Genomic DNA, 21699 nt, shown 5'->3' on the forward strand with positions numbered 1-21699 from the left:
GTTTTGTACCTCTAATAATCATCTAACATGCCGCTTTCAGGGTTTTTTAACCAATTCAAAACCGCTTCTTGCGACATGTGTTCTACTTTCCACGTAGGATTGTTTGTGATTGCATAATCTTCAAACGCGTACATTCCGTCATAAAAGCCGTCAATAAGTGCGTCGACCACGTCAATCTTGTATGTAGATTTCATCTTATCTACTTGAATACCAATGTTATCCTCTTTGATAACCGCATTTATCAAGGCTTTACGCATGATTTCATCATCAATACGTGTGATGTTGCCTTCGATAAATAGCGTCTGTAAGAACTTAGTCGGGTCTTTTAGCTCGCTTGTGCGCTGTCTGATTGGCATTAAAGGAAAACTTGTGTTAGCCTCTAGCGCTTTAATAATCTTAGACACGCCCATCGCGTCATAACCAAAAAAGACAACGTCTAATGCGTTGTCTTCAACATAATCAATAAACCAGCGGTAAACTTCCTCTGGATTAATAAGCCCTTGCGGATGGCTCGTTATAGTGCAGTAGCCTTTTCGCTCAAGTTCACGATAATTGACGCCGTCCTGCTCCATTTTAGCCTCGAGTGAACCTGCCTGTTGCCACGGGATGAAACTATGCTGCTCAACGTGCCACTTCTGACTGCCGTCTTCACCCAAATACGGATAAACAAAGCCGATTGCCGTATTATCGCTAAACATTGACGCATCAAGACCTACATAAACGCGTTTACCTCGTATATCAAACTCGGGAATAACCGCATTTTCGATGTCTTTTAAATCAAGAAAGCTATTGCTGTCAGCAAGTAACCAACAATTCATGTTTTTAACTTGGAAATCAGCAAGCTTGCCCATCAACATTTTCTTATCACGTTCAGAAAGCAAGCCTTTCATAAGGTTGTCTTTTAATTCTGGGTGATTCAACAACGGATTGCTTTTAGCCCACGTTTCTGGTTGAAACGTTTCTTCCAGATTGTCTTGCGACCAAATCAAGCAAAGCTGGTCATCTCCAGACCTATCAAAATCACGTTCCATGATTTCAATAAGCTTTTTCTGTTCTTGATGAAACGGAACATCTGGTGTTTGGTAAGACGTTGAAATTTCAATAAAGCGAGAGCCTTCCGTGTTGACCTGACCAGATGTGATCTTTGAAATACCTTCATCCGTTTTAAGCTCTCCGACCTCATCGGCTACTGCCAATTTAAAGTGTTTTGAGTCAAATTTACCAGATTCAAAAGAAATGGTTTGAATGCTGTTGCTATCAACCGTTGCTTTAATTTCTCGTGTATACAATTGCAAACCAGTTTCGACTGCTAACGATTTGAACGGTTCATTCTCGATGATTCTTGACATCATGCTTTTAACATATGTGTAGAGTTTCATCGTTTGTTCGAAGTTTAACGAACTAACCAAAAAGTCTTGGTTACTAAGTCCGATTGTTTCAATTAAGAACGAATAATTAAGACTGATACCAGCTATCATGGTCTTACCTTGCGCACGAGCCATCGATAAGATGATGTTGACGTAGCGTGGCAAACCATCTAAATCAAACCATGCGAAGATTTGACTGAAGATAAATAACTGCCAGTCCATCGGCTCTAGCTTCTTGCTCAGGTCGTCAACATTTGGCACTAATGACAAGAACTTCAAAAAACGGTTAAATGCGTCTACTGAATACGTGTAAGGAAAATCCTCTTGACCTTGTCTTTGAAGGTCTCGAAGATGACGGAAACAAGCTAATTTAATATTGTAACCAGCTACTATCTTTCCGTCCAACACATCAAAACAATATTGTGTTCCTGCGTCTGTATATTTTCTGCGAATAAAAGAAAAATCGATACTTTGATAAGCACCGATTACATCTTTTGTTTTCGTTAAATCAATCTCAACTATGTTCCCTCACCTCTTTCTATTTAAAAAATTCTTTCATTTTATCTTTGATTGAGCCTTCATCTGACTGCTCACCTGCAATTTCAAGTAATTCTTGACGTCCTTTTGGTGTCAAACCAAGCTGTACGCCTATTTTGTTTAAGGTGTCAACAGCATCCTTCATAGTAGCAACTGCTGGGTTCTTTTTAAAGCCAAGTGATTGTTCACCGAGAATTTCGCCCGAGCCTTGGGCTTGAACAGGTTTTCTAATTTCTTGTTGAATACCATTTTGTTTAATGTCCTCGTATGCTATTTTGTAAATTTCATAGTTCGTACAATAAGTTTCAACTAGAAACGTATCAATGCGTTCTACTTTTTGAGTGCTTTCTAAAAACGGAACGATTTTGCGCCAAATCTCTCTCGCTACCGTCCCTAAATAGTTTGGTGGGTCGCTGGGTAAACGTCCTTTATTTTGCTGATAGTACGGATTCTTAACCACTCATTGTTTCTCCTTTCCAAAGCCTTTCATGACACCCCTTAAAAATCTGAAAAATTGGTGCTCGGTGTAAGCGAACACCTTGTGGTGGCTCTCCTTGCCTCAAAATAGGGGGCGGGGGTCAATTTAAAATGTGTTTGAATATAATTATATTCCCGATTGTTAAAACTCGATACAGGGCTTTTTAAGTGCCTTCTCGGGTCTCTTGTTTTTTACGGGCAATCATTTTAGCCCATTGGCTCACTGAAAGCCTTAATTTCGTGTTTCTATGCGTGTTTCCTTGTCCTGTCCCATAAATTTCTTGCTCTAGCTTACGTTTGACATTATCGCAATCTCTGCAAGCTGTTGCTATGTTTGACAATTCTGTGCGTATTTCTGGAGCTATTTCAGCTGGCGTGATGTGGTCGCCAACCTTGGCATTAGGTCGTTTAACACCTAAAGCTAAACAGTATTGACACATATACTTATCACGTTCTAGAGCTTGCTTGCGAAGTGATGTCCAAGTTGGCGAATGATAAAACTTATTACGTTCTCTATTCGCTTCATCTCTGTTGCGAACTCGCTTATTGTAATACGTTCGACTGTAGGTCTCACGCTGTTTAGCATATTCAGCTTCATATTGCTTGTGCTTATCACAATAATATGCTGGCCTTTCTACTAATGTATGACAGCCTGCATATTTACACCTCCGTACCATCGGCAACCTTATCACCCCTTTCTTACACAACAAAAGACAATAGCTATTGCTACTGCCTTATCCTTATCATTCGATACTACTATAATAGCACTTTGATAGTAACTTGCACTCACAATCACTCACATTTAATTACACTTTATAACATACAGTAACATTTTGTTACCTTTTGTAACCTTTTGTCACCCTATCCTCTTTTTTAGGGTGGTGTGAGGATGACGTGTTTTCAAAACACCCCATAATAAAAAAGAGGACTGATATAATCAATCCTCTAAAAGCTTCTCTGCCTTGCGTAACCAAACATAATATGTTTTGCGTGTGATTCCATCATAATGCTCACAAATATCATCAATAGGCAACTGCTCAATATAAACCATTTGCAAGAGAGTTCTAGCATTGCTATCTTCAATCTCTGCGATCTGTTTCCTAAATTCTCGTTTCTCTCTTATTGCTTTAGCTGTATACTCTTCGATTTCTTCTTGGGTAGTCATCAATTCGATATACAAGTCATCTCTCTTTCTATTCGTTCCGCCTTGCACACGGTCAACTTGCGGCCGACTAGCATTGATTTTAAGAGCTTGGGATTTTAGTTTTTCTAATTGATTAGTTTGACTTTCAATATACTTGTCAAGTGATTTGATTCTACGCAATCGCTCGTATGTTTTCATCTTGCCACCCCTTGAATGTGATATAATAATATTAACGTTTTCATATCCAAGAGGAGCTTGCGTAAGCAGGCTTTTTTCTTTGCAGTCAGGCGCACGAACTGCGAGACCTCATCAAAGGCGCCTTGCAGAATAACAGCTAGCGATAGCTGCTTTAGATTTTAAAGAAAATATATTATCAGGATTCCTCTTTTCTATTTTTATTTTTTGGTGTATAGTCACAGACGGACTCGAACCGTCTTACAGCCATTGTGACTACTGCTTTTGCTGAATCTCAGCTACTCGCGAAATTTTAGTATGTTCCCAGCACATTTTGTAACAAGGTATCATCCTTCCACCTCACTCGTTATCTGTAATCGTTACAGGAAGAATGCTTTCAGGCATGTACTCAACTTCGTACTTGTATTTATTGACGTTAGTCCCATCCGTCAAGTCCTCAACAACATACATGTTATTTTTGGTCATATTAATTAAATGCTTCCTGTATTTTCCTTTTGATACTTCAGCAATAACGACCAATTTCTTGCTGTTTGACGTGTTAACCGAGATAAGACCTTCGACCTTAAATTCAATCTTGTCTGTACGGGTGTTGATAACCGCCACACGTCTGCGAACATTAAAATTATCCGCTTCCTTACTAATGTTGTAAGAAACTTTATCAGATTCTGTAGAGCAACCTGACAACGTAGTTAATCCAACTGCCATTAGTGCTGCTCCTACTAAAACTGCTATTTTTTTATTCTTCATCTATTTCTACCTCTAAAATTTCATCTAATTTATCTTGAATTAGCTCAAGTGAACCTGAAATATTGTCAGTCTGTATACGTACTATTGCAATAAGTATTGCTATTTGAAGTATAAAAATTACAAATTCAAAATATAATACCATTCCAATCATTCTTCCACCTCTTCAATTTCATACATTTTATTATCCAACACACCTAACTCTTCCCAATCTTTTTTTGAAAGTTTAAGTATATGAAAGTGGTCTAAGCCATGATAGTAACCAGTTTTAGTATAATTTTGAGATAAGTACTCACCTGTCAGCTTGTGTCTCGCTCTATACAGCTTCTCTTTCTCGACTTCATAACCGTAAATAATAGCATCTACTAAGCGGCGTTTTACACTTCTAGTGTCTTCTTTCCCTTCACCATATTCATATGGTAGTTTAACCTGTTCACCATAGTCACTAAAGCAAAAGTCATTTCCCCAACCTTGACGTGTAATGATATACAATTGGTTCTCTCTGCTTATGTAACGTGCTTTTAATTTTTTTATCCACTTAGCTTCTTCTTTAGTCAAAACTGGCTTTTCTGGTTCATCAATTGCTTCAACATAACTTAGAGCAGTAATTAGTCCCTCATTATATCTTTCATCTTCATAAGTAGTAAAACCAAGAATTTTTTCATCTTCTATACCTTTGACTGTTTCTTGTTTGTTCATTTTGTTTTATCTCCTTACATTCCAAATTTCTAACAACAGAGAGCTTTTAAAAGGCATTCTTTTCTATATAGCTTGCGTCTGATTTTTTCACGTTCGCTTTTCTCAGATTTCTTTTTTATTTTTTCAAAGTCATTTTCATCAACCACTCGCTTGCTAAGTATCTCGCCCTCTTTTTGCATTTTAAGAAACTTCCATTCTTTCAATCCAAAAAATTTGAGTGCTTCTTGCTTAGTCCCTTCAAATGATTGTTTAGTCGTTGAATTGAAATACTGTCTGATAATTGGCTTTGGTTTGATTTTAATTTCACCCACTCGTTCCTTCGTCACACGTCTTGTTCGAAGATAACCTTTAACGGTCGGCAATGCCACACCTAAATGTTCAGCGTACTCATTAAACGTACCTTCAAACGTTTCATCCGTTTTCGTGTCCAAAAATTTGTAAATACCTTTAACGTTGTTTGCCATACATCAGCTCCTTCATGCGTTTAACTGTCACATCGTCTGGCAAAGTCGCAAGACACAACAAACGATTAGCTTCATTCGGTGTCACATGCAACATTTTGCCAATTTCAATGTAACTTCTTAAATGTTTTCTTTTCGTCCAATCAACAAAACTAGCCAACACATCAAGCGGTGTTTCCTCGTGATGTTCGTACCAAATCACACAATGTTTTGCTGCTAAATTATTTGATCCTTTGCTCATATTTTTACCTCAAAAATAGTAAAGGTAACCGAGTAACCGATAAAAAACACTTTTTTATATATTTATTACACCTATTTTTTTAAGAATCCCTTTATATCAACGTTTCTTTATATATTTACTATTTTTATAATACTTTTTAATAAAATATAGGTTATCGGTTACCTTATATATAAGAAACTCATTAATATCAAGGGTTTAAGGCGGTAACCGTTCTTTAATTTTATCGGTTACTATCGGTTGCCATCGGTTACTTTTCGTCCAAAAGGTAACCGTAAGTAACCGATAAAACACTAAAAGTAACCGAACTATTTTTGATTTTTTCGCCTAAATCCTTTAGTGTTTTTACCAGCAATTTTAAATTGCTTTTTCTCCCAGTCAGGATGATTATCCATGACCATATTTATTTTTGTCGAAAGTTTCCTGTCGCTTGAATTTCTCATGAATAAGTTGTACATCATTTCACGCGTTGAAACTTTCGTAAGTTGGCAATCACCACCATCAAAGGCTGGATCGTTGTCGAAGTAAGCTTGCGTATATTGATGCTGCTTTTGAGCAGACATCTGTTCCCAATTGCTAGGAATTGGCATGTCTAAGTATTCGAGAACTTGTTGTTCGACTTCGTCTCTGTACATGAATCGTTCGCGATAAACATTTAATTCTTTCTCTGTCTCTTCATCGAACATCAAACTTGCACCATTTTTAAAAAGTGTCACTGCTTCGCCCCAGATCTGTTTAATCGTTTCTGGTTTGATTTCCATTGGGTGTTTCTTTTGTTTCTCAGCATTTACCATAATTGGCAAGAAACGACGTTCACCTGTTTTGTCTTTCAGATATTCTTTTTGGTTGGTTGTGCGTGCCAAAACGAAATTCTTTGCAAATTCTTCCGTTCGTTTCATGTAAGGCTTTCTAAAACGCAGACTTGTTTTTGAAATAAAAGCCTTGGTTTCGGCAAATGACATGCGATTGCTTGCCACCATCTCATCATCATTGACGATCAAACTTTTAAGCATGATGTCGTAATTGTCTTTGTTTGCAAAATCTGTAACAGCGTCTGTATACCAAGCGCCACCCAATTTTTGAAGTAAAGACGTTTTACCAACGCCTTGCCCACCAACTAAATCCAAAACATAATCAAATTTAACGTATGGATCATAAACTTTGGCGACCGCTCCAATCAACCACATTTGAGCAATCTTTGAAATTAATTCAATGTCGTCAGCACCTAAATAGACTTGAAACATGCGATTAATTCGTTCCCTTCCGTCCCATTCTTTGGCTGCTTCTTCCATATATTCAACGACTGGATTGTAAGTTCTTTCTGAGAAGAATGTTTCCATACCATCAACCATCGCTTGATTTGAAAAAGCTACTTTCAACACACTTTCGAAATAAACCTTAACAACTGAATCAAAATTAGAAGGTAGCTCGCCTTTTTTAAAATGAGTGTTACCGATTTTTATATCTTTGATTAATTCATGCTCTTGCGAGAATTCGTTGTGTTTTAAATAAATGCTTAATTGATCATCAGACTTAAAAGCCATTAAAACGTTATTTGGACTGTTAGCTTTAATATTGCCATCTTTTGTGGTAATCATACCTGCATTTCTGTCGATGCTAATTACATCACCAATTACAATCACCTTCTATCTTTTTTAATCATACTTGCAACAGTTCGCTCCACTTCCTGCTGTGGAAGTGGGCTGACACTGTTATTGTTTGCTATCTGCGCTAACTGAAGGACTAATTCGTCATCAACTGCCCTGTACAGCAAGCCACCAACGAAGCTGGCTAGCTTGTCATTACGTTCACCTTCATCACCAAAACCAACCGCGATGGTTTCGAACAATTCAGTTGTCTGACTTCTGCTTTTTTGATACGTTCTTGCTCTTAAAGCTCGCAAGCCGTCTTTACCATCGTAGCTATGCCCGTTCGTTAAAGCATATTGTTTTTTAATAGCTTCTATTAGTTGTTTTGACGGTGTGACCATTGTCAAGCCTTCTTTAGATTTTTCTAAATCCCACTCGTATTGGCCTTTATCTGTTGCTGACGGCGCCACCAAAACATAATTGTTTGGATGCGCTTTGATGTCAACGCCTGGAAGGAAACCAATCATTTGACTGATTTGAATATCTTCTCTTTTAAAATAGAAAAGATGTTTTCCCCCACTGGCAGTCTTAGCTTGTAAAGTTGGCTCGATAAGCTTTAAACCATCCCATTTTTTCAAACTTTCAAAACCGTTGGTTGGTCCGTGCTTGTCAATGTCGATGACGAAGAAATTAGTCGTTCGAACAGCGATGTTAGCATTTGGATAGATATTCCAAAAATTCTCAATTTCATCAGCTGACATCGTTTTGTTCGCGAAGTCAATCAACGGCATTTTATTTCTTGGATTGATTGGAATTACTGAAAAGCCTAGCTTATTGTATTTCAAAGCATAATCTTTCATGCAAGGCATGCTAACATCTCCTGTCTAATGCAGATTTTTAAAATGGAAGGTCATCGTCGTCAATTTCATCAGCTGACATCATTGGCTGAGATTGTTCTTCTTCAAGGTCGTAGTTGCGGTATTCTTTGCCTTTTTTAGAAACACCTTCGTCAATTACAAGGTTGAAATAAGAACCAACCGCTTTACGTTGAAGAGCTTCTTCCATAGCTTTACCGTCATCAAAATCGCTGTTCATTACTTGGTCGCCAGCTAAAACAATTGCTTTTTGGAAAAATTTAATAGTTTTTTCAACAGACCAGCCTAAATCCACTGTTTTTCCATCTCTTGTTTTCCATGTGTCCAGTGTTCCAAATGTCACGAAATCCGAACGTCCATCATAATCTCCGCCGCGAACTTCGAATTGATAGCCAAGGCTTTCCCAGCCGCTCTCTGACACATTAAAAGTAGCTTTTCGCAAAACTACTGGATAAGTTCCTGCGGGGATAGCTGGTTGTCCATTAACGCTGTCTTTGCGTGGGTCGAATCCATCTTTTTTAATTGATTTTGCAATGTCTAGTAAACTCATGTGTATATTCTCCTTTTAATTAAAATAAATCGTTGTTAGTAGTTGTTTGTTTTTTAGGTTCTTGCTTGCGTGGGATTTTCATTTTAGCTGGTTCAACAGCACCACGAATAGTTTGCAAGATTTTTAAAATAGCTTTGTCATCGACTTGATCTGCATAATATGTTTTGCGTTTTCGGTCGACTTCACGATTGTAATTGTTGCCAATTTTTTCGGTGTGAATCATCAAATCCGAATTACCATTGATAAGATTGACATATTTATCTTTTAAGCTTGGTTTATCTTTTGTAGCATTACCTTTGTCATCATATTCTGAAATCTGACGACTGATGTAGATGACGTTCATTGGTAATGCTTTTAAGTCAATTACAAGCTCTGTCAAAGCTTGGTTAAAGTAGTCATAGCCTTTACCGTAGCTGATTTCAGACAATGATTTGACGCCAAATTGCCCACATACTGCAATTTTAATCATGTCAATGACATCATCAATAACATCAACTACGACTGTTTCGTATGTGTGTTCTTGTGTTTGCAAAGCTAGCAAAATTTCGCTTAGCTGATCAATAACCGATTTTGTAATGTTGCCACTTTTATCCTTTTCATTAATTAATTGGATAGCTGGCACGCTGTTAGCACTGGCGTTTCCGTCCGTGTTCAAAACAATCGGATTTGGAAATTCGTTAGCTAAGTAAGATTTTCCGCTCATTGTTTCGCCATAGATGAAATAGTTTCGTGGTGTGTCTCTCGGTACTTGTGGTTTGTTTTCTGGTAGTTTAAACATTTATTCTCCTTTGTAATAAAATTCAATAACGTTGACATCATGCTGCTGACGACTTCCTGTTACTCGCCATAAAAGCTGGCGATAGTCGTCATATTCACCGCTATCTTTGTCAACTGGGTCAAGAACGACAATTGTTTGAAAACGATACTGAAGACCATCAACACCAACACCCAAAACTTGACTTGTAGCAACGACTGTTTGGTTATCAATGCCTTCTTTAACATCTCCTGTCCAAATTCCTGTATTTGGATTGCGTTCATGAATGACGTTAACAACCTGCTTAGATTTGCTAACAATCAGCATGCCGTGTGGTGCTCGTTCAATTAGACCGTCTAACTCTTTTAAGAGCGGTGTATCAGCATTTACTGCCTTTAATTTTGGAAAATCAACAGCAACACCAGTCTGGTCTAGATAGCGTTCAAACGTCTTGCGTCCAAACGATTGTTTAGCCATGGCTGTTTTGCCATCAACTGTTACTAAATTCATTTTTTTGAATTGCTTTAGTTTTTCAGGATTAGCAACAGGAACTGTTTTTTGGAAGAATTTGATTTCGTATCCATTGTTTTTTTCAGCGTTTTCAATCTCTTCAATCTCTTCCCAACGCATGAAATTTGGTAATTTAGAAACGTATGTTTCATAATCTCTGAAATCATCCCACTTCTCTTTTGAGTAAGAGAATGGATCATATACCATTTTTCCGTGTGTTTTCTGCCAATCGAATTTTCTATTAGGGTTAGCAAATCCCCACAGTGTTTTTTCTAAAGGGTAAAAATTTTGTCCTTTTTTTCTAATCGGTGTAGCTGATAATCCTATCGTGTAATTGCGCTTTATTTTGGCATATGCTCGCACGTTTTTATCACTTGATACATTTTGCCACTCGTCAATAATAAGCACGTCACAAGCTATTTTTTGCGTTTTAACACGGTTTTGTAAAGCTCTGTCTGTCAAATAGACAACTTCAAACTCTTTGTCAAAACCAAATTTTTTAACGGTTTCTTTCCAACCGTCTAAAATAGCCACTCGGTTATTAACGATGATGACTTTTTCAGCACTTTTAGCTTTACAGATTGATAAAGCGCAGATGGTCTTGCCTCGACCTTCAACCTCCCAAAGCTTCAAGAAAAATACCGTGATTTAATCTTGAACTTCGGGATACTGCCTCCTTCTGCCATTTTCTTAATATAATTTCTGTCAAGCTTTATACCTCCATCTATATCCACCAGCGGTACTAGTTTTTCCATTCAAACAATTACTGATAGAGACTCTACACATTTCTAATTTTTGCGCTGCAATTGTTGCAGATTGGTATTCTTGCAAGAATTCTCCATCTAAATTCAGTTGAAGAATAGGCTTGCTCCTACTTTTTGAAGAGCGTTTATTATGCCAACCGTGATTATTATTTTCGGACACTGTTGCCCATTCTAAATTTTCTAATTTATTATTAGATGGATCTTCATCAATATGATTAACAGCTTCTTTATTTTCTGGATTTGGAATAAATGTTTTTGCAACTAGCCTGTGTACTTTTTCAGTTTTTGCTTTACCATTTTTAGAGAGATTTACAAGAAAATATCCATCTCTATCTAAACCCGGCCTCAAAATTCTTTCGCTTGTCCAGAAGTAGTTTTTCCCATTCCAAACTTTTCTAGATAGGCTTTTTATACGTCCCATGTTTGAAACTTGATAACACCCCTCGTAGCCTTTAATATTTTTCCATATTTCCATTTACCACTCTCCCAATATCATCAATTACTTCTTTAATATCGTTTCTCAAAGCATAGAACAAGCCCAGCCTTGCAGCCGCTCTGCAGTCCTGATGATGGCTTTTTTCGAATTTCCATAAACCTAAAGTTTTTAAAAGTTCATCTGGAATATCTGATTTGTAGCCCGCATTCCTTTGAAGGATTAAGTTTGGAAAACACATTTCAATAAATGCAATGGTTTCTAAAACTGAATTATCTTTGGACTTATCATTGTCACGCGCTTCGAACTTTTCAACAACAACGACATCTGGTTCTAAATCAAATCCAATAGTCGTATACCACTCTTTAAACCCTCGCATGCCATATGTTGCTACCCAAGAACATTCAAGTCTTGCATTGTCTAATAAAACAATTCCCGTTGTACTGGTTTCGATTTTGTTTGAAGATGGATCAATAGCTAAAATCCGCATCTATTTCACCTGTAGACTTTCATTCTCTACCAGTACCGCTCCTTCGATTTCAGCACCTGCTTTCATCGCTCTAGCGAGCTCTGTTTTATTCGGCGTCCATTCATGTTTCTCATTCATGTAATCAAGCGGAATTTTGGTTTCGTCCAAGATTTCAACTTTTTTAGACTTGCGAAGAGAAACTTTGAATTTACCAGTATCAACTTTTTTAACGTTGCTAATTTCAAGCGCTCGTTTGATATACTCTTTAAATTTATCTGCTTTAGCTTTGTTACGTTTTTCTTTTTCAGCAAAGGCTTGTTTTTCGTGTTTGCAAGCCTCTGCATCAGCTAAACTGTTCTTGTACATTTTGACAAAGTAGTCAATGTTGTTTTCTAAATCCTCTTGAAAATTAATACTATCAAGTGTGTCTTGAAACGTTTCATCATCTAGTTCCATATCTTGAAGTTCTGCATAAATGCCTTCAAGTTCGTAAAGATAAGCCATTATTTCACCTTTCTTTCTAAAAATGTTCTGATTTCATCGAGAAGCTTATCGCGTTCATCGCATTCTTTGCGAGTCCGTCTTAGTTCGTCTCGAAGAAACTCGTTCTCTTTGATAAGCTCTTGCATGTTCATTGCTTAATCACCTCCGAAAAGTGCGTCAAATAGTACATCAGCCAGTTCTTCACGTTTAGGTTTGCTGTCGGCTTCAATTTCTTCTGGTTCTTTGCCATCTAACGTTTTGAATGTATATTCAGCTTCGACTTTTAAAGGCTCTGCATTGAACATCTGTAACATTCCTTCATATTTCTCTTTGTCTTCCATGTAAGCTTCTTCAGTAGTGGTAATTGCGTCATTAATGTCTTTACACCAACCTGCTTCAAATGCTAATACTCTAGCTCTGTTCTTATATTCCATTAAGAAATGTCCATTTTCTTTGCTGCGAAATACGATAAATGTTTGTGTTTGTTTCATTGTTTTATTCTCCTTTTTTGTGAAATACTTTTTTGGTAGTTTGTGTGTTCTTGCTATTTGCCTCGTCCGTACATTGCGTCTAGCGCTTTAATCATATCGTCGTAACGTTTCTCTTTCACAACATAACTTTCAAATACAAAAGCCGGTTGAATATTTTCGACGATTCTTGATTCTCTCGCTCGCTTGCCAACGAACGGCAATGTAAGCACGTATATGATTGCTGCTAAACTAAAGCAGATAATAAATAAGTCCATGTTAAATGTTTCTCCATTCATTCTTAATCCATTCTTTTACTGCGTCCCTTGGAATTCGATAAATTTTATCGCCTTTCTTGATAACAGGCATTCCTTTAAGAATGTAATATTTCAACGTGTCATCACCGATACCAAGCCACTTTCTCGCTTCGCTTTGTGTCATCAGAGGGCTGTATTGATTATCTTTATCCAAGAAATCAAGTTTATTTGCTAAAACTGACGTTACTACTGCGTCAATCTTAACTTCGATTAATTCAGCAATATCATTCATTTTTGCGCTCCTTTCTGGTATAATGTAAGTAAGTTTTTTTGGTAAGTCACTGATTTTTCAGTGGCTTTTTTTGGTATAATCATCTCGAAAGGAGGTGATTATATGATTTCTAAAGAGCAAATCGCCCACGATTTAGCTATTGCGGTAGTTACAGCCAAATTAAGCAAGAAGAATTATCCACAATCTAACATGCAACTTTTGACTGACTATGAATCAGAATTTAACGAGATTCTGCGTCTTCAAAAATTGCAATAGGCGAATAGTTTTCATAAGCTTCTGATAGCAAACTAAGAACTCTAGTTCTACGAGTGTCAAATTCTTTGCTGTCAGAAGTTTTTAAATCATCTAAAACAGACTGCATTGCTTCTAAAATAAGTTGTCCTGTTTTCATGCCATATCCTTTCTATTTCATTTTCCAGCTAGGCTGGTATAGCCCTAGCAAGCCTCATAATGTCAATTGTATTCATCGGAGGAACATTCTTTTCTAATAGGAGACTTTCTAAACTGCGTAAATATTTTTTGACCTGCTAGAGCTGTATCAACCTAGCTGGAAAAATCATCAATTAATGTTCAAATTCTTGAACTTTGAATTTAAAAAAATATAGATTGATTTCATTTTCTGGAATTTTTAACAATTCACACGCTTTTGAAATTTCATCTTGTTGCCAACTTCTTTTGTTGTTAGTTTTTGAAGAAATGGACTTCGCACTTAAATTCATGCTTTCAGCAAATTTCTTTTTTGTTCCAAAAACTTCGACAATCCTACCATTGAGTTTTGAGTAATCATATAGCATTCAAGCTCACCACCTTTCGTTTGTTCAATCTCTTGAACTTTATGGCTTTATTATATACTCAAAAAAAATCGGCGTCAAGTACTTTTGTTCATTTTTTTGAACTTTTTTTGCTTTTGTCTTGAACTTTTTTTCTTTTTACTATATAATATACACGTAAAATGAAAGGAATAAAAAATGAAAGAAACGACAGCGCAAAGACTTGCTCAACTAATGAGTGAGCGGAATTTGAGACAAGTTGATATTTTGAAAAGCTCAGAAAAATATCAACGAGAATTGGGAGTGAAACTTGGCAAAAGTGCTTTATCTCAATATGTTAGTGGCAAATCTGTTCCTGATCAGGATAAACTTGTTTTGTTAGCTAAAACATTAAACGTTTCAGCTTCTTGGTTGATGGGGTATGATGTCGCTGAAAGTAGTGATGATGTTCCAGAAAATGCCATTGATCTGTCAACGTTGCGCGACAACGTCGTGTTATTCGATGGTAAGCCATTGTCTGATGCCGATGTAAATAAAATAGCTCAAATTATTGAGTTATCTCTAGGAGTGACAGGAAGTGACAATAAATGAGATTGTAAAACAATATAACATTAAACTATGCGAATACCCACCATCCTTGTGGGATAGAGCTGGATTTTATTATCCACCTCTTCGCACGGTTTATGTTAATAGCGCTTTATCGGAAATGGAAAAGAAAAAAGTCATCTACCATGAGCTTGGACATCTGGAACACGATGCAAGCCAATATGATAGACGACGAGAATTGTTTGAAATTCAAGCAAACCGAGAAATGATTCGTTCTATTTTGGAAGAAGAAATTTCTGAATACGACGAAGAAGAAATAAAAGATTTTAACTATGTTCGTTTTATGGAAAAATACGATCTAATCACCGCTTTAGATGAAGAACTAGTTAAAGAAGAGTTTTTGAAATTAATTAGTTAAGTTTTTTGGAGGTATTGAAAAATGTTGTGGTTAATTTTATTAGCAATGGTAGCCGCTTTTATCCTTGGAGCTATTAATATTGTTAGAGGGAATAAGAAATATGGCTTTAAATCAACAGTTAGCACGCTATCTTTAGCTGTTGACGCACAAAGCAAACAAATGCGTATTGGATATTTCTTGCCACGCTATTTTAAGGTTTCTGATGTCGTTGACATTGATATGGATGTACGAACTAAAAAAGGTCATACAATCCGTAACGCTACAATCGGTAGCTTGGTAGCTGGTAATGTCGGCGCTTTAGTCGGCATTGCTTCTACTAGAGATAAGATTTCAAAAATCATTGTTCGTGTTACACTTAAAAACGGTTCTACGCTTAGCACGTATATTAAAGACCCTAAACCAAAAGACTTGTCAGACCTGGAACGTATTGTTGACGTTGCAAGTCAATGCTAAAACGACACAAAAAATCCCTCACACTCTCCACGACCAAATTTCGAGTGTAAGGGATAGATAATAAGCACAAAAAACAACTTAATTGATTACTTAAAATTGGAAATGGAAAAATCCAGGTCCGTTGCTTTTTGTATACACTATTTTACCAAAAAAGTGAGGTTAAAACAATGGCATTCTATAGAAAGAAAAAATCAGGCTGGCAATTCCGAATTAGCTACAAAACAGCTGATGGGAAATACAAAGAAATTTCCAAGAGCTGCTTTAAAACCAAAGCGGAGGCGGTCAACGCTGCGGCCATCGCTCAAAAAGAATTGTCAGAAGGCATTCATGAAGATAAAAATATAACACTCGCTGATTATTTCAAAGAATGGATGGAAATTTACAAAAAACCTGAAGTCGACCCTGAGACGTATACTAAATACAAATTTACCCATAAAGTTATCAAAGAATATTTCAAGAGCGCAAAGCTGTCCAAAATCACCGCTACACAATATCAAAAAGTCTTTAATGATTTAAGCGAACGATATGTCAAAGAAACTGTGAAGCGTATTAATTCGAATATCAGGCAAGCTATTAAAGTGGCATTACATGAAGGTAGTTTAAAAAAAGATTTCACAACGTTGGTAAAAATACATTCATCTGTTGAATCCAAAAAAGAAGAGGACAAGTACCTTGAATTAGATCAACGTGCAGAATTTATTGAAAGTGTCAGCAAGACAATTCAATATCAATCAAGTTTCTTTTGTTATGTTGTTGCTAAAACAGGTCTGCGCTTTTCCGAAGCGCAAGGTCTAACAAACGACGACAATTGTATCAATCGTAAAGAATTATACATTTACATTTTTAGGACGTATAAAATCAATGGTGCAAGGCGCGGTTGGGGAAAAACCAAAAACCCACAATCAGTTCGCAAAGTCCCAATTAATCAAGAATTTTTAGATATGCTCGATAAATACTTAGCTACTGGTTTTGTAGAAAATGATGATAACAGATTGTTTACTCACGTTTCAAATAGCATGGCTAATAAACTAATTAAAAAACGAACTCAAACCGAAGTTACTTGTCATGGTTTGAGACACACATATGTAAGCTTCTTAATTTACCACAATGTTGACGTTGTTTCGATTGCAAGACTTGTAGGACACAAGGACGCTACAGAAACACTTCAAACGTATGCCCATCTATTTGAGAAAAAACAAGACGAAGTTTTCGACTTTGTTCGAAAGATTGCTTAGCTTTTCGGGCTGTTTTCGGGCTAGCCCACTTTATAACGTAACAAAACCCTTGAAATCAAGGGCTTTTACAATAGGTTCTATCTCCCCTGCCGGAATCGAACCAGCAACTACTCCTTAGGAGGGAGTTGTTATATCCATTGAACTAAGGGGAGCTATGAAAAAATCTGTCGCAAGGACAGATTTTTATTATCGAATCTTTATCGTCAAAATTAACGACGGATTTCTTTAATACGAGCAGCTTTACCTTGTAATGCACGCAAGTAGTAAAGTTTAGCACGACGTACTTTACCGTGACGAACAACTTCGATTTTTTCTACACGTGGAGTGTGAACTGGGAATGTACGTTCAACACCGATACCACTTGAAATTTTACGAACTGTGTACATTTCTGAGATCCCTTGACCTTTACGTGAAATTACCACACCTTCGAAAATTTGGATACGTTCGCGGCTTCCTTCAACAACTTTTGCGTGAACACGAACAGTATCACCAGGTTGGAATGCAGGGATGTCATTACGTAGTTGACCTTCAGTCAAACTTTGAATTAATGGATTCATTTATTTATTCTCCTATCTTACTAATCATTAGGTGCTTGTCCCAGCGGATTAGCCGTATTTTAGTGCGTCCATTACACACTCTTCGTATTTTATCAAAAATCACCATAACTGTAAAGCAAAATGGCTGACTTTTTTGAGTATTTTTTCTAGAATGCCAAAACCTCTTGCCCTGTGTAAATAGAGTGTTTTCGATTAAGGCTGTAAGCAAAAATCATAACTAAAGTAAAATATGGCAAATTGGCAAAACCAAAGACTTCTCCTCCAATAAAAATCGGAGCTAAAAGTGTGTTTGTGGCACTACCAAAGACGCTGATGTAACCTGCCGCTGCAACAAATTCAACTGGCAAACCAAAGGCATTTGCTAAAACAACACCGAGTGATGCACCGATGGCAAAGAGTGGTGTGACTTCGCCACCTTGAAAACCAATTGCCAAAGTTGCCACAGTCAAAACTAGTTTCAATAACCAATCATAAAAGTAAATGTCTTTTCCAGAAAAGCTAGCATCAATCAGATTAGTTCCAAGACCTGAATAACGTCCATGATACAACATCAAGAAAAGAAGACTAAGCACAATCCCGCCAAACAAAATTCGATAGTAGGGATTATCCATAACTTCTTTGGCTTTTTGCTTAGCATAGGCAAGTAAAGCAGCAAAGGCATTGCCGACTAGTCCAAAAATAAGTCCCAGCAAAGCAAGTTTGCAAAACAGCCAAGCATTAAAAGTTAGTGAAACATTGACAAAATGGGCAAATTTCTCTAATCCTAATGCGTGCGATGTTGCACTTGCCACAAATGAAGCAATTGTCATTGGTAAAAGAGCTGGCAATTGCAATTTTCCAAGAACTAATATCTCAAGTCCAAAAAAGACAGCCGCTAAAGGGGTTTGAAACAAACCAGCAAAACCAGCTGCCATACCCGTTACAAGAAACAAGCGGGAGCTATTTTCAAAAGAGAAAAACTTGCTAAAAGCATGTGAAATCGTCGCCCCAAGTTGGACAGCAACACCTTCACGACCAGCACTTCCTCCAAAAAGATGAGTTAGCCAAGTTGCTAAAGTTACCAAAGGTAACATAACCAAGGGAATTTCCTTTTCATCTCCTTGACTCACCGCAAAAAGTAGCCCCATTCCTTTGCTAGCTCGACTGTCCGCTTTTTGATAAAGAAAAACAATAACAAGCCCAATTAGTCCCAAAAATGGAATCACATAATTGAAGTTTTCTGTTCGAAAAGCACTAAGCATTAACAAGACGCGACCAAATACAGTATCGACACAGCCTATTAAAATTCCAATAAGAAAACTTGCGCCGATAACTTTTAAGAGGACAGCATAAGAATAATCTTGGTTATCTTTTAACTTTTTAATCATTAGAGCTACCTTCTTAATCTAAATCAGACTTTAATTGTTTAGCTTGATAGTTGCGTGAATTTTTCATGATGTCCGCAAAAGTATCAACTAATGTTGCCTCAAAAGCTTTATTTTGAACACGACTAGCAACTTTTTTTAAGACAGCATCTTCACGACTGGTATCTAAAATAGCTTTTCCAGTAGATTTTTTATATGCTGCTACTTGATTCACCAAGGTCATGCGTTTTTCAAGAAGTGCTACTAATTCCTGATCCACTTGATCAATTTCTTGACGGATAACATCCAAATCTTTTACTGACATTTTTTCTCTATCCTTATCTTTTTTTGAATTTCTACTATAAAAATGACTTATTCTTTTTTCGTTTGAAATAAGTTCCCAATAAGCTGATGGCAATAAAAATAACAAGCAGTACAATAATCAGTCTTAAATTTCCCGCAACGACCGCATCACCACCTAAGGCATACAATAAACTACTCGGCAATACTCCGATTGTAACGTAGAGAACCCATCTGCGCCAAGGCAATTTGATTTTTGCCACGTGATAATTGATCAGCAGGGTTGGAATCACAGGAATCATGTAACCTAGCATAATGCCTAGTTCTTGATTTTCAACAGCATTGATGACATTTTTAAATCCTGCAAAATGTTTCTTCAACTTGCTATCATTGTCCTTCAAATCAATCATTTCCAGAACTCTGACAAAGAGAAAATTTCCAAGAACATTTGCTGAGAGATTCATCAAAAAGCCAATAGCAGGTCCGTAAATCAAGCCATTAAAGATAGCAAAAATCGCATTCGACATAAAAGGAATGACTGCTGTCAGAGCTGTCAAAAATAGCAAAATAGTGATATTCAGCAGATTTTTTGTTCGTAACTGCATCAAAAACTGTGTCAAAGCTGTCTCTGAGCTAGATTGCCAAAAAGAAACAATCAATTGCCAGTGCCTGATGACATAAATCATAAAATAGCCACAAATACTAAGCAAACCAAGAATTACTAATAACTTGCGTAGCTGACCATATTTGTACTCATGTTTTTTCATATCGTTTCCATTATAAAGAAAAGTTTATAGCTTGACAAGAAGACTCAAGAGATAAAAAGATTATTTTTTAGAATTTTCAAAAATTTATCCAACAGAACCTTCCATACTCATAGTAATCAAACTATTCATTTCAACGGCATATTCCATAGGAAGTTCTTTGGTAATCGGCTCCATAAAGCCATTAACAATCATGGCTGTTGCTTCTTCTTCAGAAATTCCTCGACTCATCATGTAATAGAGCTGTTCCTCAGAAACTTTTGAAACCTTAGCTTCGTGTTCCAAAGATACATTTGAGTTATGAATTTCATTAAATGGGATAGTATCTGAACTTGATAAATCATCCATTAAAATCGTATCACATTCAATGTGTGATTTTGAGCCTTCACTATGCTTGCCAAAGTAAACTGAACCACGATAGTCTGTCTTGCCACCATCCTTAGCCACTGATTTTGAAATCAAGGTTGATGAGGTATGTGGAGCATTGTGATAAACTTTACAGCCAGCATCTAGGTGTTGACCATAATTGGCAAATGCCATGGAAAGCACTGACGTTTTGGCGTGTGGACCGTCTAAAATCGAACATGGATATTTCATATTGACCTTACTTCCGAGGTTACCATCAATCCATTCTAACATGCCGTTTTCTTCGACCTTACCACGTTCAGTTACTAGGTTGTAGACATTATCAGACCAATTTTGCATGGTCGTGTAACGAAAACTAGCATCACGTTTGACAATAATTTCTACCGTTGCTGCGTGAAGACTATTGGTTGTGTAATTGGGAGCGGTGCAACCTTCAATGTATTGAATTGAAGCTCCTTCGTCGACAATAATCAAACTACGTTCAAATTGTCCTGCATTTTCACCATTAATACGAAAATAAGTCTGTACTGGAATATCACACTGCACGCCCTTTGGCACGTAAATAAAAGTTCCACCTGACCAAACAGCACCATTTAAAGCGGCAAATTTATGCTCACTATTTGAGACAATTTTTCCAAAATACTCCTTAAATAAGTCTGGATATTCTTGCAGAGCTGTGTCAGTATCGGTAAAGATAATTCCTTGTTTTTGGAACTCTTCTTTCATATTATGATAAACCACTTCAGACTCGTACTGAGCTACAGCACCAGAAAGGTAGTCACGCTCTGCTTGTGGAATCCCTAAACGCTCAAAAGTTTCTTTAATCTTATCTGGAACATCATCCCAGTCATTAACCTTCTTATCTGCTAGCTTTTGAAAATAAATGACATCATCAAAGTCAATTCCAGATAAATCTGGTCCAAAATCTGGCATAGGAAGTTTATAAAACAACTCCAAGCTCTTCAAGCGATAATCAAGCATCCATTTGGGTTCATGCTTGTAAGCAGATATATTTCGCACGATTTCTTCTGTTAACCCCTTACCCGTCGAATAAGTCGGAGTAAGATCATCGTGAAAACCATAATCGTAATCTCTATTTTTAGTCATAATGACACCTCACTTTATAAAAAAATTCTTTATGAAAGGAAGAGAAAAAAAGAGATTGGAGCACACTCCAACCTCAGTTTCTTATTTAGTTTACTTTTTCAGAAATAGTTTCTGCGAAAGCTTCTAGATTTGCAATATCTTCATCTTCTGCAGCTAAGTCAACTTTAACTGAATCCGCACCTTTTGTTGCACCAGTCAAGGCAAATTGTGCTTCAAATTCGTCAACTGCTTTACAGAAGTAATCGTAGAAAGTATCACCAGATCCAACAACACCGAAGATTTTATCTGTCAAATCAACATCTGCAAGATCTTCGTAAAAATCAACGATTTCATCTGGCAATTCACCATCACCGTATGTGTATGATGCAACAATCGCAACATCAGCATCTTCAAAATCAGCTGCATCAACTGTTGTACATTCGTCTACTTCGACAGTGTGTCCAAGTTCTTCGAACTTATTTCCAACAATGTCAGCAATTTCTTCAGTATTTCCTGTCATGCTGGCATAGACAATCTTAACTAAAGCCATAGTTCC

Annotated in this window: 32 protein-coding genes and 1 tRNA gene; 4 read left to right on the plus strand and 29 right to left on the minus strand. The window is 36.9% G+C overall.

All coding sequences use genetic code 11. The features are described 5' to 3' along the window. Positions 1-11: 11 nt before the first annotated feature. From GPZ88_RS01155 to GPZ88_RS01260, 22 genes are all read right to left on the minus strand, one after another. Positions 12-1889 carry a terminase large subunit gene (locus GPZ88_RS01155; RefSeq protein ID WP_166044330.1) on the minus strand — a complete coding sequence of 626 codons (1878 nt, stop codon included), beginning with the start codon at positions 1887-1889 and terminating at the stop codon, positions 12-14. 16 nt (positions 1890-1905) lie between these two features. Then, positions 1906-2364: a phage terminase small subunit P27 family gene (locus GPZ88_RS01160; protein ID WP_166043050.1), complete on the minus strand. Its 459-nt coding sequence runs from the start codon at positions 2362-2364 to the stop codon at positions 1906-1908. A 181-nt stretch (positions 2365-2545) separates the two neighbouring features. Then, positions 2546-3058, minus strand: a complete 513-nt coding sequence (locus GPZ88_RS01165; RefSeq protein WP_240915099.1) for an HNH endonuclease — start codon at positions 3056-3058, stop codon at positions 2546-2548. A gap of 260 nt (positions 3059-3318) precedes the next feature. Then, a complete protein-coding gene (locus GPZ88_RS01170; protein WP_166043054.1) occupies positions 3319-3723 on the minus strand; it encodes a DUF1492 domain-containing protein in 405 nt (134 codons plus the stop codon). Positions 3724-4059: 336 nt separating this feature from the next. After that, positions 4060-4425: a beta-sandwich lipoprotein gene (locus GPZ88_RS01175; protein WP_240915100.1), complete on the minus strand. Its 366-nt coding sequence runs from the start codon at positions 4423-4425 to the stop codon at positions 4060-4062. A 31-nt stretch (positions 4426-4456) separates the two neighbouring features. Further along, positions 4457-4618 (minus strand): hypothetical protein, encoded by a 162-nt coding sequence (locus tag GPZ88_RS01180; protein ID WP_166043057.1) that lies wholly within the window; start codon positions 4616-4618, stop codon positions 4457-4459. Beyond that, positions 4615-5163 carry a DUF1642 domain-containing protein gene (locus tag GPZ88_RS01185; RefSeq protein WP_166043059.1) on the minus strand — a complete coding sequence of 183 codons (549 nt, stop codon included), beginning with the start codon at positions 5161-5163 and terminating at the stop codon, positions 4615-4617. Before GPZ88_RS01185 ends, GPZ88_RS01180 begins: the two co-directional genes overlap by 4 nt. Before the next feature lie 29 nt (positions 5164-5192). Then, positions 5193-5627 carry a hypothetical protein gene (locus tag GPZ88_RS01190; RefSeq protein ID WP_166043061.1) on the minus strand — a complete coding sequence of 145 codons (435 nt, stop codon included), beginning with the start codon at positions 5625-5627 and terminating at the stop codon, positions 5193-5195. After that, positions 5611-5865, minus strand: a complete 255-nt coding sequence (locus tag GPZ88_RS01195) for a hypothetical protein (RefSeq protein ID WP_166043062.1) — start codon at positions 5863-5865, stop codon at positions 5611-5613. Before GPZ88_RS01195 ends, GPZ88_RS01190 begins: the two co-directional genes overlap by 17 nt. Positions 5866-6170: 305 nt before the next feature. Further along, complete coding sequence (locus GPZ88_RS01200; RefSeq protein WP_166044332.1) at positions 6171-7460, minus strand: virulence-associated E family protein; 1290 nt, start codon at positions 7458-7460, stop codon at positions 6171-6173. Between the two features lie 41 nt (positions 7461-7501). Next, positions 7502-8320: a bifunctional DNA primase/polymerase gene (locus GPZ88_RS01205; RefSeq protein ID WP_166043064.1), complete on the minus strand. Its 819-nt coding sequence runs from the start codon at positions 8318-8320 to the stop codon at positions 7502-7504. Positions 8321-8348: 28 nt separating this feature from the next. Continuing rightward, positions 8349-8876, minus strand: coding sequence for a hypothetical protein (locus GPZ88_RS01210; RefSeq protein WP_166043065.1), 528 nt, complete (start codon positions 8874-8876; stop codon positions 8349-8351). 19 nt (positions 8877-8895) lie between these two features. Next, positions 8896-9654 (minus strand): AAA family ATPase, encoded by a 759-nt coding sequence (locus tag GPZ88_RS01215; protein ID WP_166043066.1) that lies wholly within the window; start codon positions 9652-9654, stop codon positions 8896-8898. Continuing rightward, complete coding sequence (locus GPZ88_RS01220; protein WP_240915102.1) at positions 9655-10773, minus strand: DEAD/DEAH box helicase family protein; 1119 nt, start codon at positions 10771-10773, stop codon at positions 9655-9657. Between the two features lie 72 nt (positions 10774-10845). Next, on the minus strand, positions 10846-11379 hold the full coding sequence (locus GPZ88_RS01225; protein WP_166043067.1) for an NUMOD4 domain-containing protein: 534 nt from the start codon (positions 11377-11379) through the stop codon (positions 10846-10848). Further along, the gene (locus GPZ88_RS01230) at positions 11357-11827 is read right to left on the minus strand and encodes a hypothetical protein (protein WP_166043068.1); all 471 of its coding nucleotides are present in this window, start codon (positions 11825-11827) and stop codon (positions 11357-11359) included. Before GPZ88_RS01230 ends, GPZ88_RS01225 begins: the two co-directional genes overlap by 23 nt. Beyond that, positions 11828-12310 (minus strand): siphovirus Gp157 family protein, encoded by a 483-nt coding sequence (locus GPZ88_RS01235; RefSeq protein WP_166043069.1) that lies wholly within the window; start codon positions 12308-12310, stop codon positions 11828-11830. It abuts the gene before it with no gap. Between the two features lie 134 nt (positions 12311-12444). Further along, positions 12445-12780, minus strand: a complete 336-nt coding sequence (locus tag GPZ88_RS01240; protein WP_166043070.1) for a hypothetical protein — start codon at positions 12778-12780, stop codon at positions 12445-12447. Between the two features lie 53 nt (positions 12781-12833). Continuing rightward, positions 12834-13034: a hypothetical protein gene (locus GPZ88_RS01245; RefSeq protein ID WP_166043071.1), complete on the minus strand. Its 201-nt coding sequence runs from the start codon at positions 13032-13034 to the stop codon at positions 12834-12836. A gap of 1 nt (position 13035) precedes the next feature. Next, entirely contained in the window at positions 13036-13305 is a 270-nt protein-coding gene (locus GPZ88_RS01250; RefSeq protein ID WP_166043072.1) for a MerR family transcriptional regulator, read from the minus strand. A gap of 220 nt (positions 13306-13525) precedes the next feature. Beyond that, positions 13526-13696 (minus strand): hypothetical protein, encoded by a 171-nt coding sequence (locus tag GPZ88_RS01255; protein WP_166043074.1) that lies wholly within the window; start codon positions 13694-13696, stop codon positions 13526-13528. A 172-nt stretch (positions 13697-13868) separates the two neighbouring features. Further along, entirely contained in the window at positions 13869-14099 is a 231-nt protein-coding gene (locus GPZ88_RS01260; RefSeq protein WP_166043076.1) for a DUF739 family protein, read from the minus strand. A gap of 174 nt (positions 14100-14273) precedes the next feature. On the opposite strand from GPZ88_RS01260, the gene GPZ88_RS01265 reads away from it, so the two are divergent. The 4 genes from GPZ88_RS01265 (at position 14274) to GPZ88_RS01280 (ending at position 16727) form a co-directional block, all read left to right on the plus strand. After that, positions 14274-14666 (plus strand): helix-turn-helix domain-containing protein, encoded by a 393-nt coding sequence (locus GPZ88_RS01265; RefSeq protein ID WP_166043078.1) that lies wholly within the window; start codon positions 14274-14276, stop codon positions 14664-14666. Next, a complete protein-coding gene (locus tag GPZ88_RS01270) occupies positions 14653-15039 on the plus strand; it encodes an ImmA/IrrE family metallo-endopeptidase (RefSeq protein WP_166043080.1) in 387 nt (128 codons plus the stop codon). The genes GPZ88_RS01265 and GPZ88_RS01270 overlap by 14 nt, the downstream gene beginning before the upstream one ends. Before the next feature lie 21 nt (positions 15040-15060). Then, a complete protein-coding gene (locus tag GPZ88_RS01275; protein ID WP_166043082.1) occupies positions 15061-15492 on the plus strand; it encodes a hypothetical protein in 432 nt (143 codons plus the stop codon). Positions 15493-15659: 167 nt separating this feature from the next. Beyond that, on the plus strand, positions 15660-16727 hold the full coding sequence (locus GPZ88_RS01280) for a tyrosine-type recombinase/integrase (protein WP_166043084.1): 1068 nt from the start codon (positions 15660-15662) through the stop codon (positions 16725-16727). A gap of 80 nt (positions 16728-16807) precedes the next feature. On the opposite strand, the gene GPZ88_RS01285 is transcribed toward GPZ88_RS01280, so the two are convergent. The 7 genes from GPZ88_RS01285 to GPZ88_RS01315 all read right to left on the minus strand — a co-directional run bounded on the left by GPZ88_RS01285 (position 16808) and on the right by GPZ88_RS01315 (position 21693). Next, positions 16808-16879: transfer RNA gene (locus GPZ88_RS01285), tRNA-Arg, on the minus strand. Positions 16880-16936: 57 nt separating this feature from the next. Then, complete coding sequence (gene rplS, locus GPZ88_RS01290; RefSeq protein WP_166043086.1) at positions 16937-17284, minus strand: 50S ribosomal protein L19; 348 nt, start codon at positions 17282-17284, stop codon at positions 16937-16939. A 146-nt stretch (positions 17285-17430) separates the two neighbouring features. Further along, positions 17431-18651, minus strand: a complete 1221-nt coding sequence (locus GPZ88_RS01295; RefSeq protein ID WP_166043088.1) for a chloride channel protein — start codon at positions 18649-18651, stop codon at positions 17431-17433. A 13-nt stretch (positions 18652-18664) separates the two neighbouring features. Next, a complete protein-coding gene (locus GPZ88_RS01300; RefSeq protein WP_166043091.1) occupies positions 18665-18952 on the minus strand; it encodes a chorismate mutase in 288 nt (95 codons plus the stop codon). Positions 18953-18986: 34 nt separating this feature from the next. Next, the gene (locus tag GPZ88_RS01305; RefSeq protein ID WP_166043093.1) at positions 18987-19694 is read right to left on the minus strand and encodes a TVP38/TMEM64 family protein; all 708 of its coding nucleotides are present in this window, start codon (positions 19692-19694) and stop codon (positions 18987-18989) included. 84 nt (positions 19695-19778) lie between these two features. Next, complete coding sequence (gene sufB / locus GPZ88_RS01310; protein WP_039696579.1) at positions 19779-21164, minus strand: Fe-S cluster assembly protein SufB; 1386 nt, start codon at positions 21162-21164, stop codon at positions 19779-19781. A gap of 85 nt (positions 21165-21249) precedes the next feature. Next, positions 21250-21693 carry a flavodoxin gene (locus tag GPZ88_RS01315; protein ID WP_006532664.1) on the minus strand — a complete coding sequence of 148 codons (444 nt, stop codon included), beginning with the start codon at positions 21691-21693 and terminating at the stop codon, positions 21250-21252. Between the last annotated feature and the right edge of the window lie 6 nt (positions 21694-21699).

This window comes from Streptococcus ruminicola (assembly GCF_011387195.1).
In the GTDB taxonomy this organism is placed as follows: Bacteria; Bacillota; Bacilli; order Lactobacillales; family Streptococcaceae; genus Streptococcus; species Streptococcus ruminicola.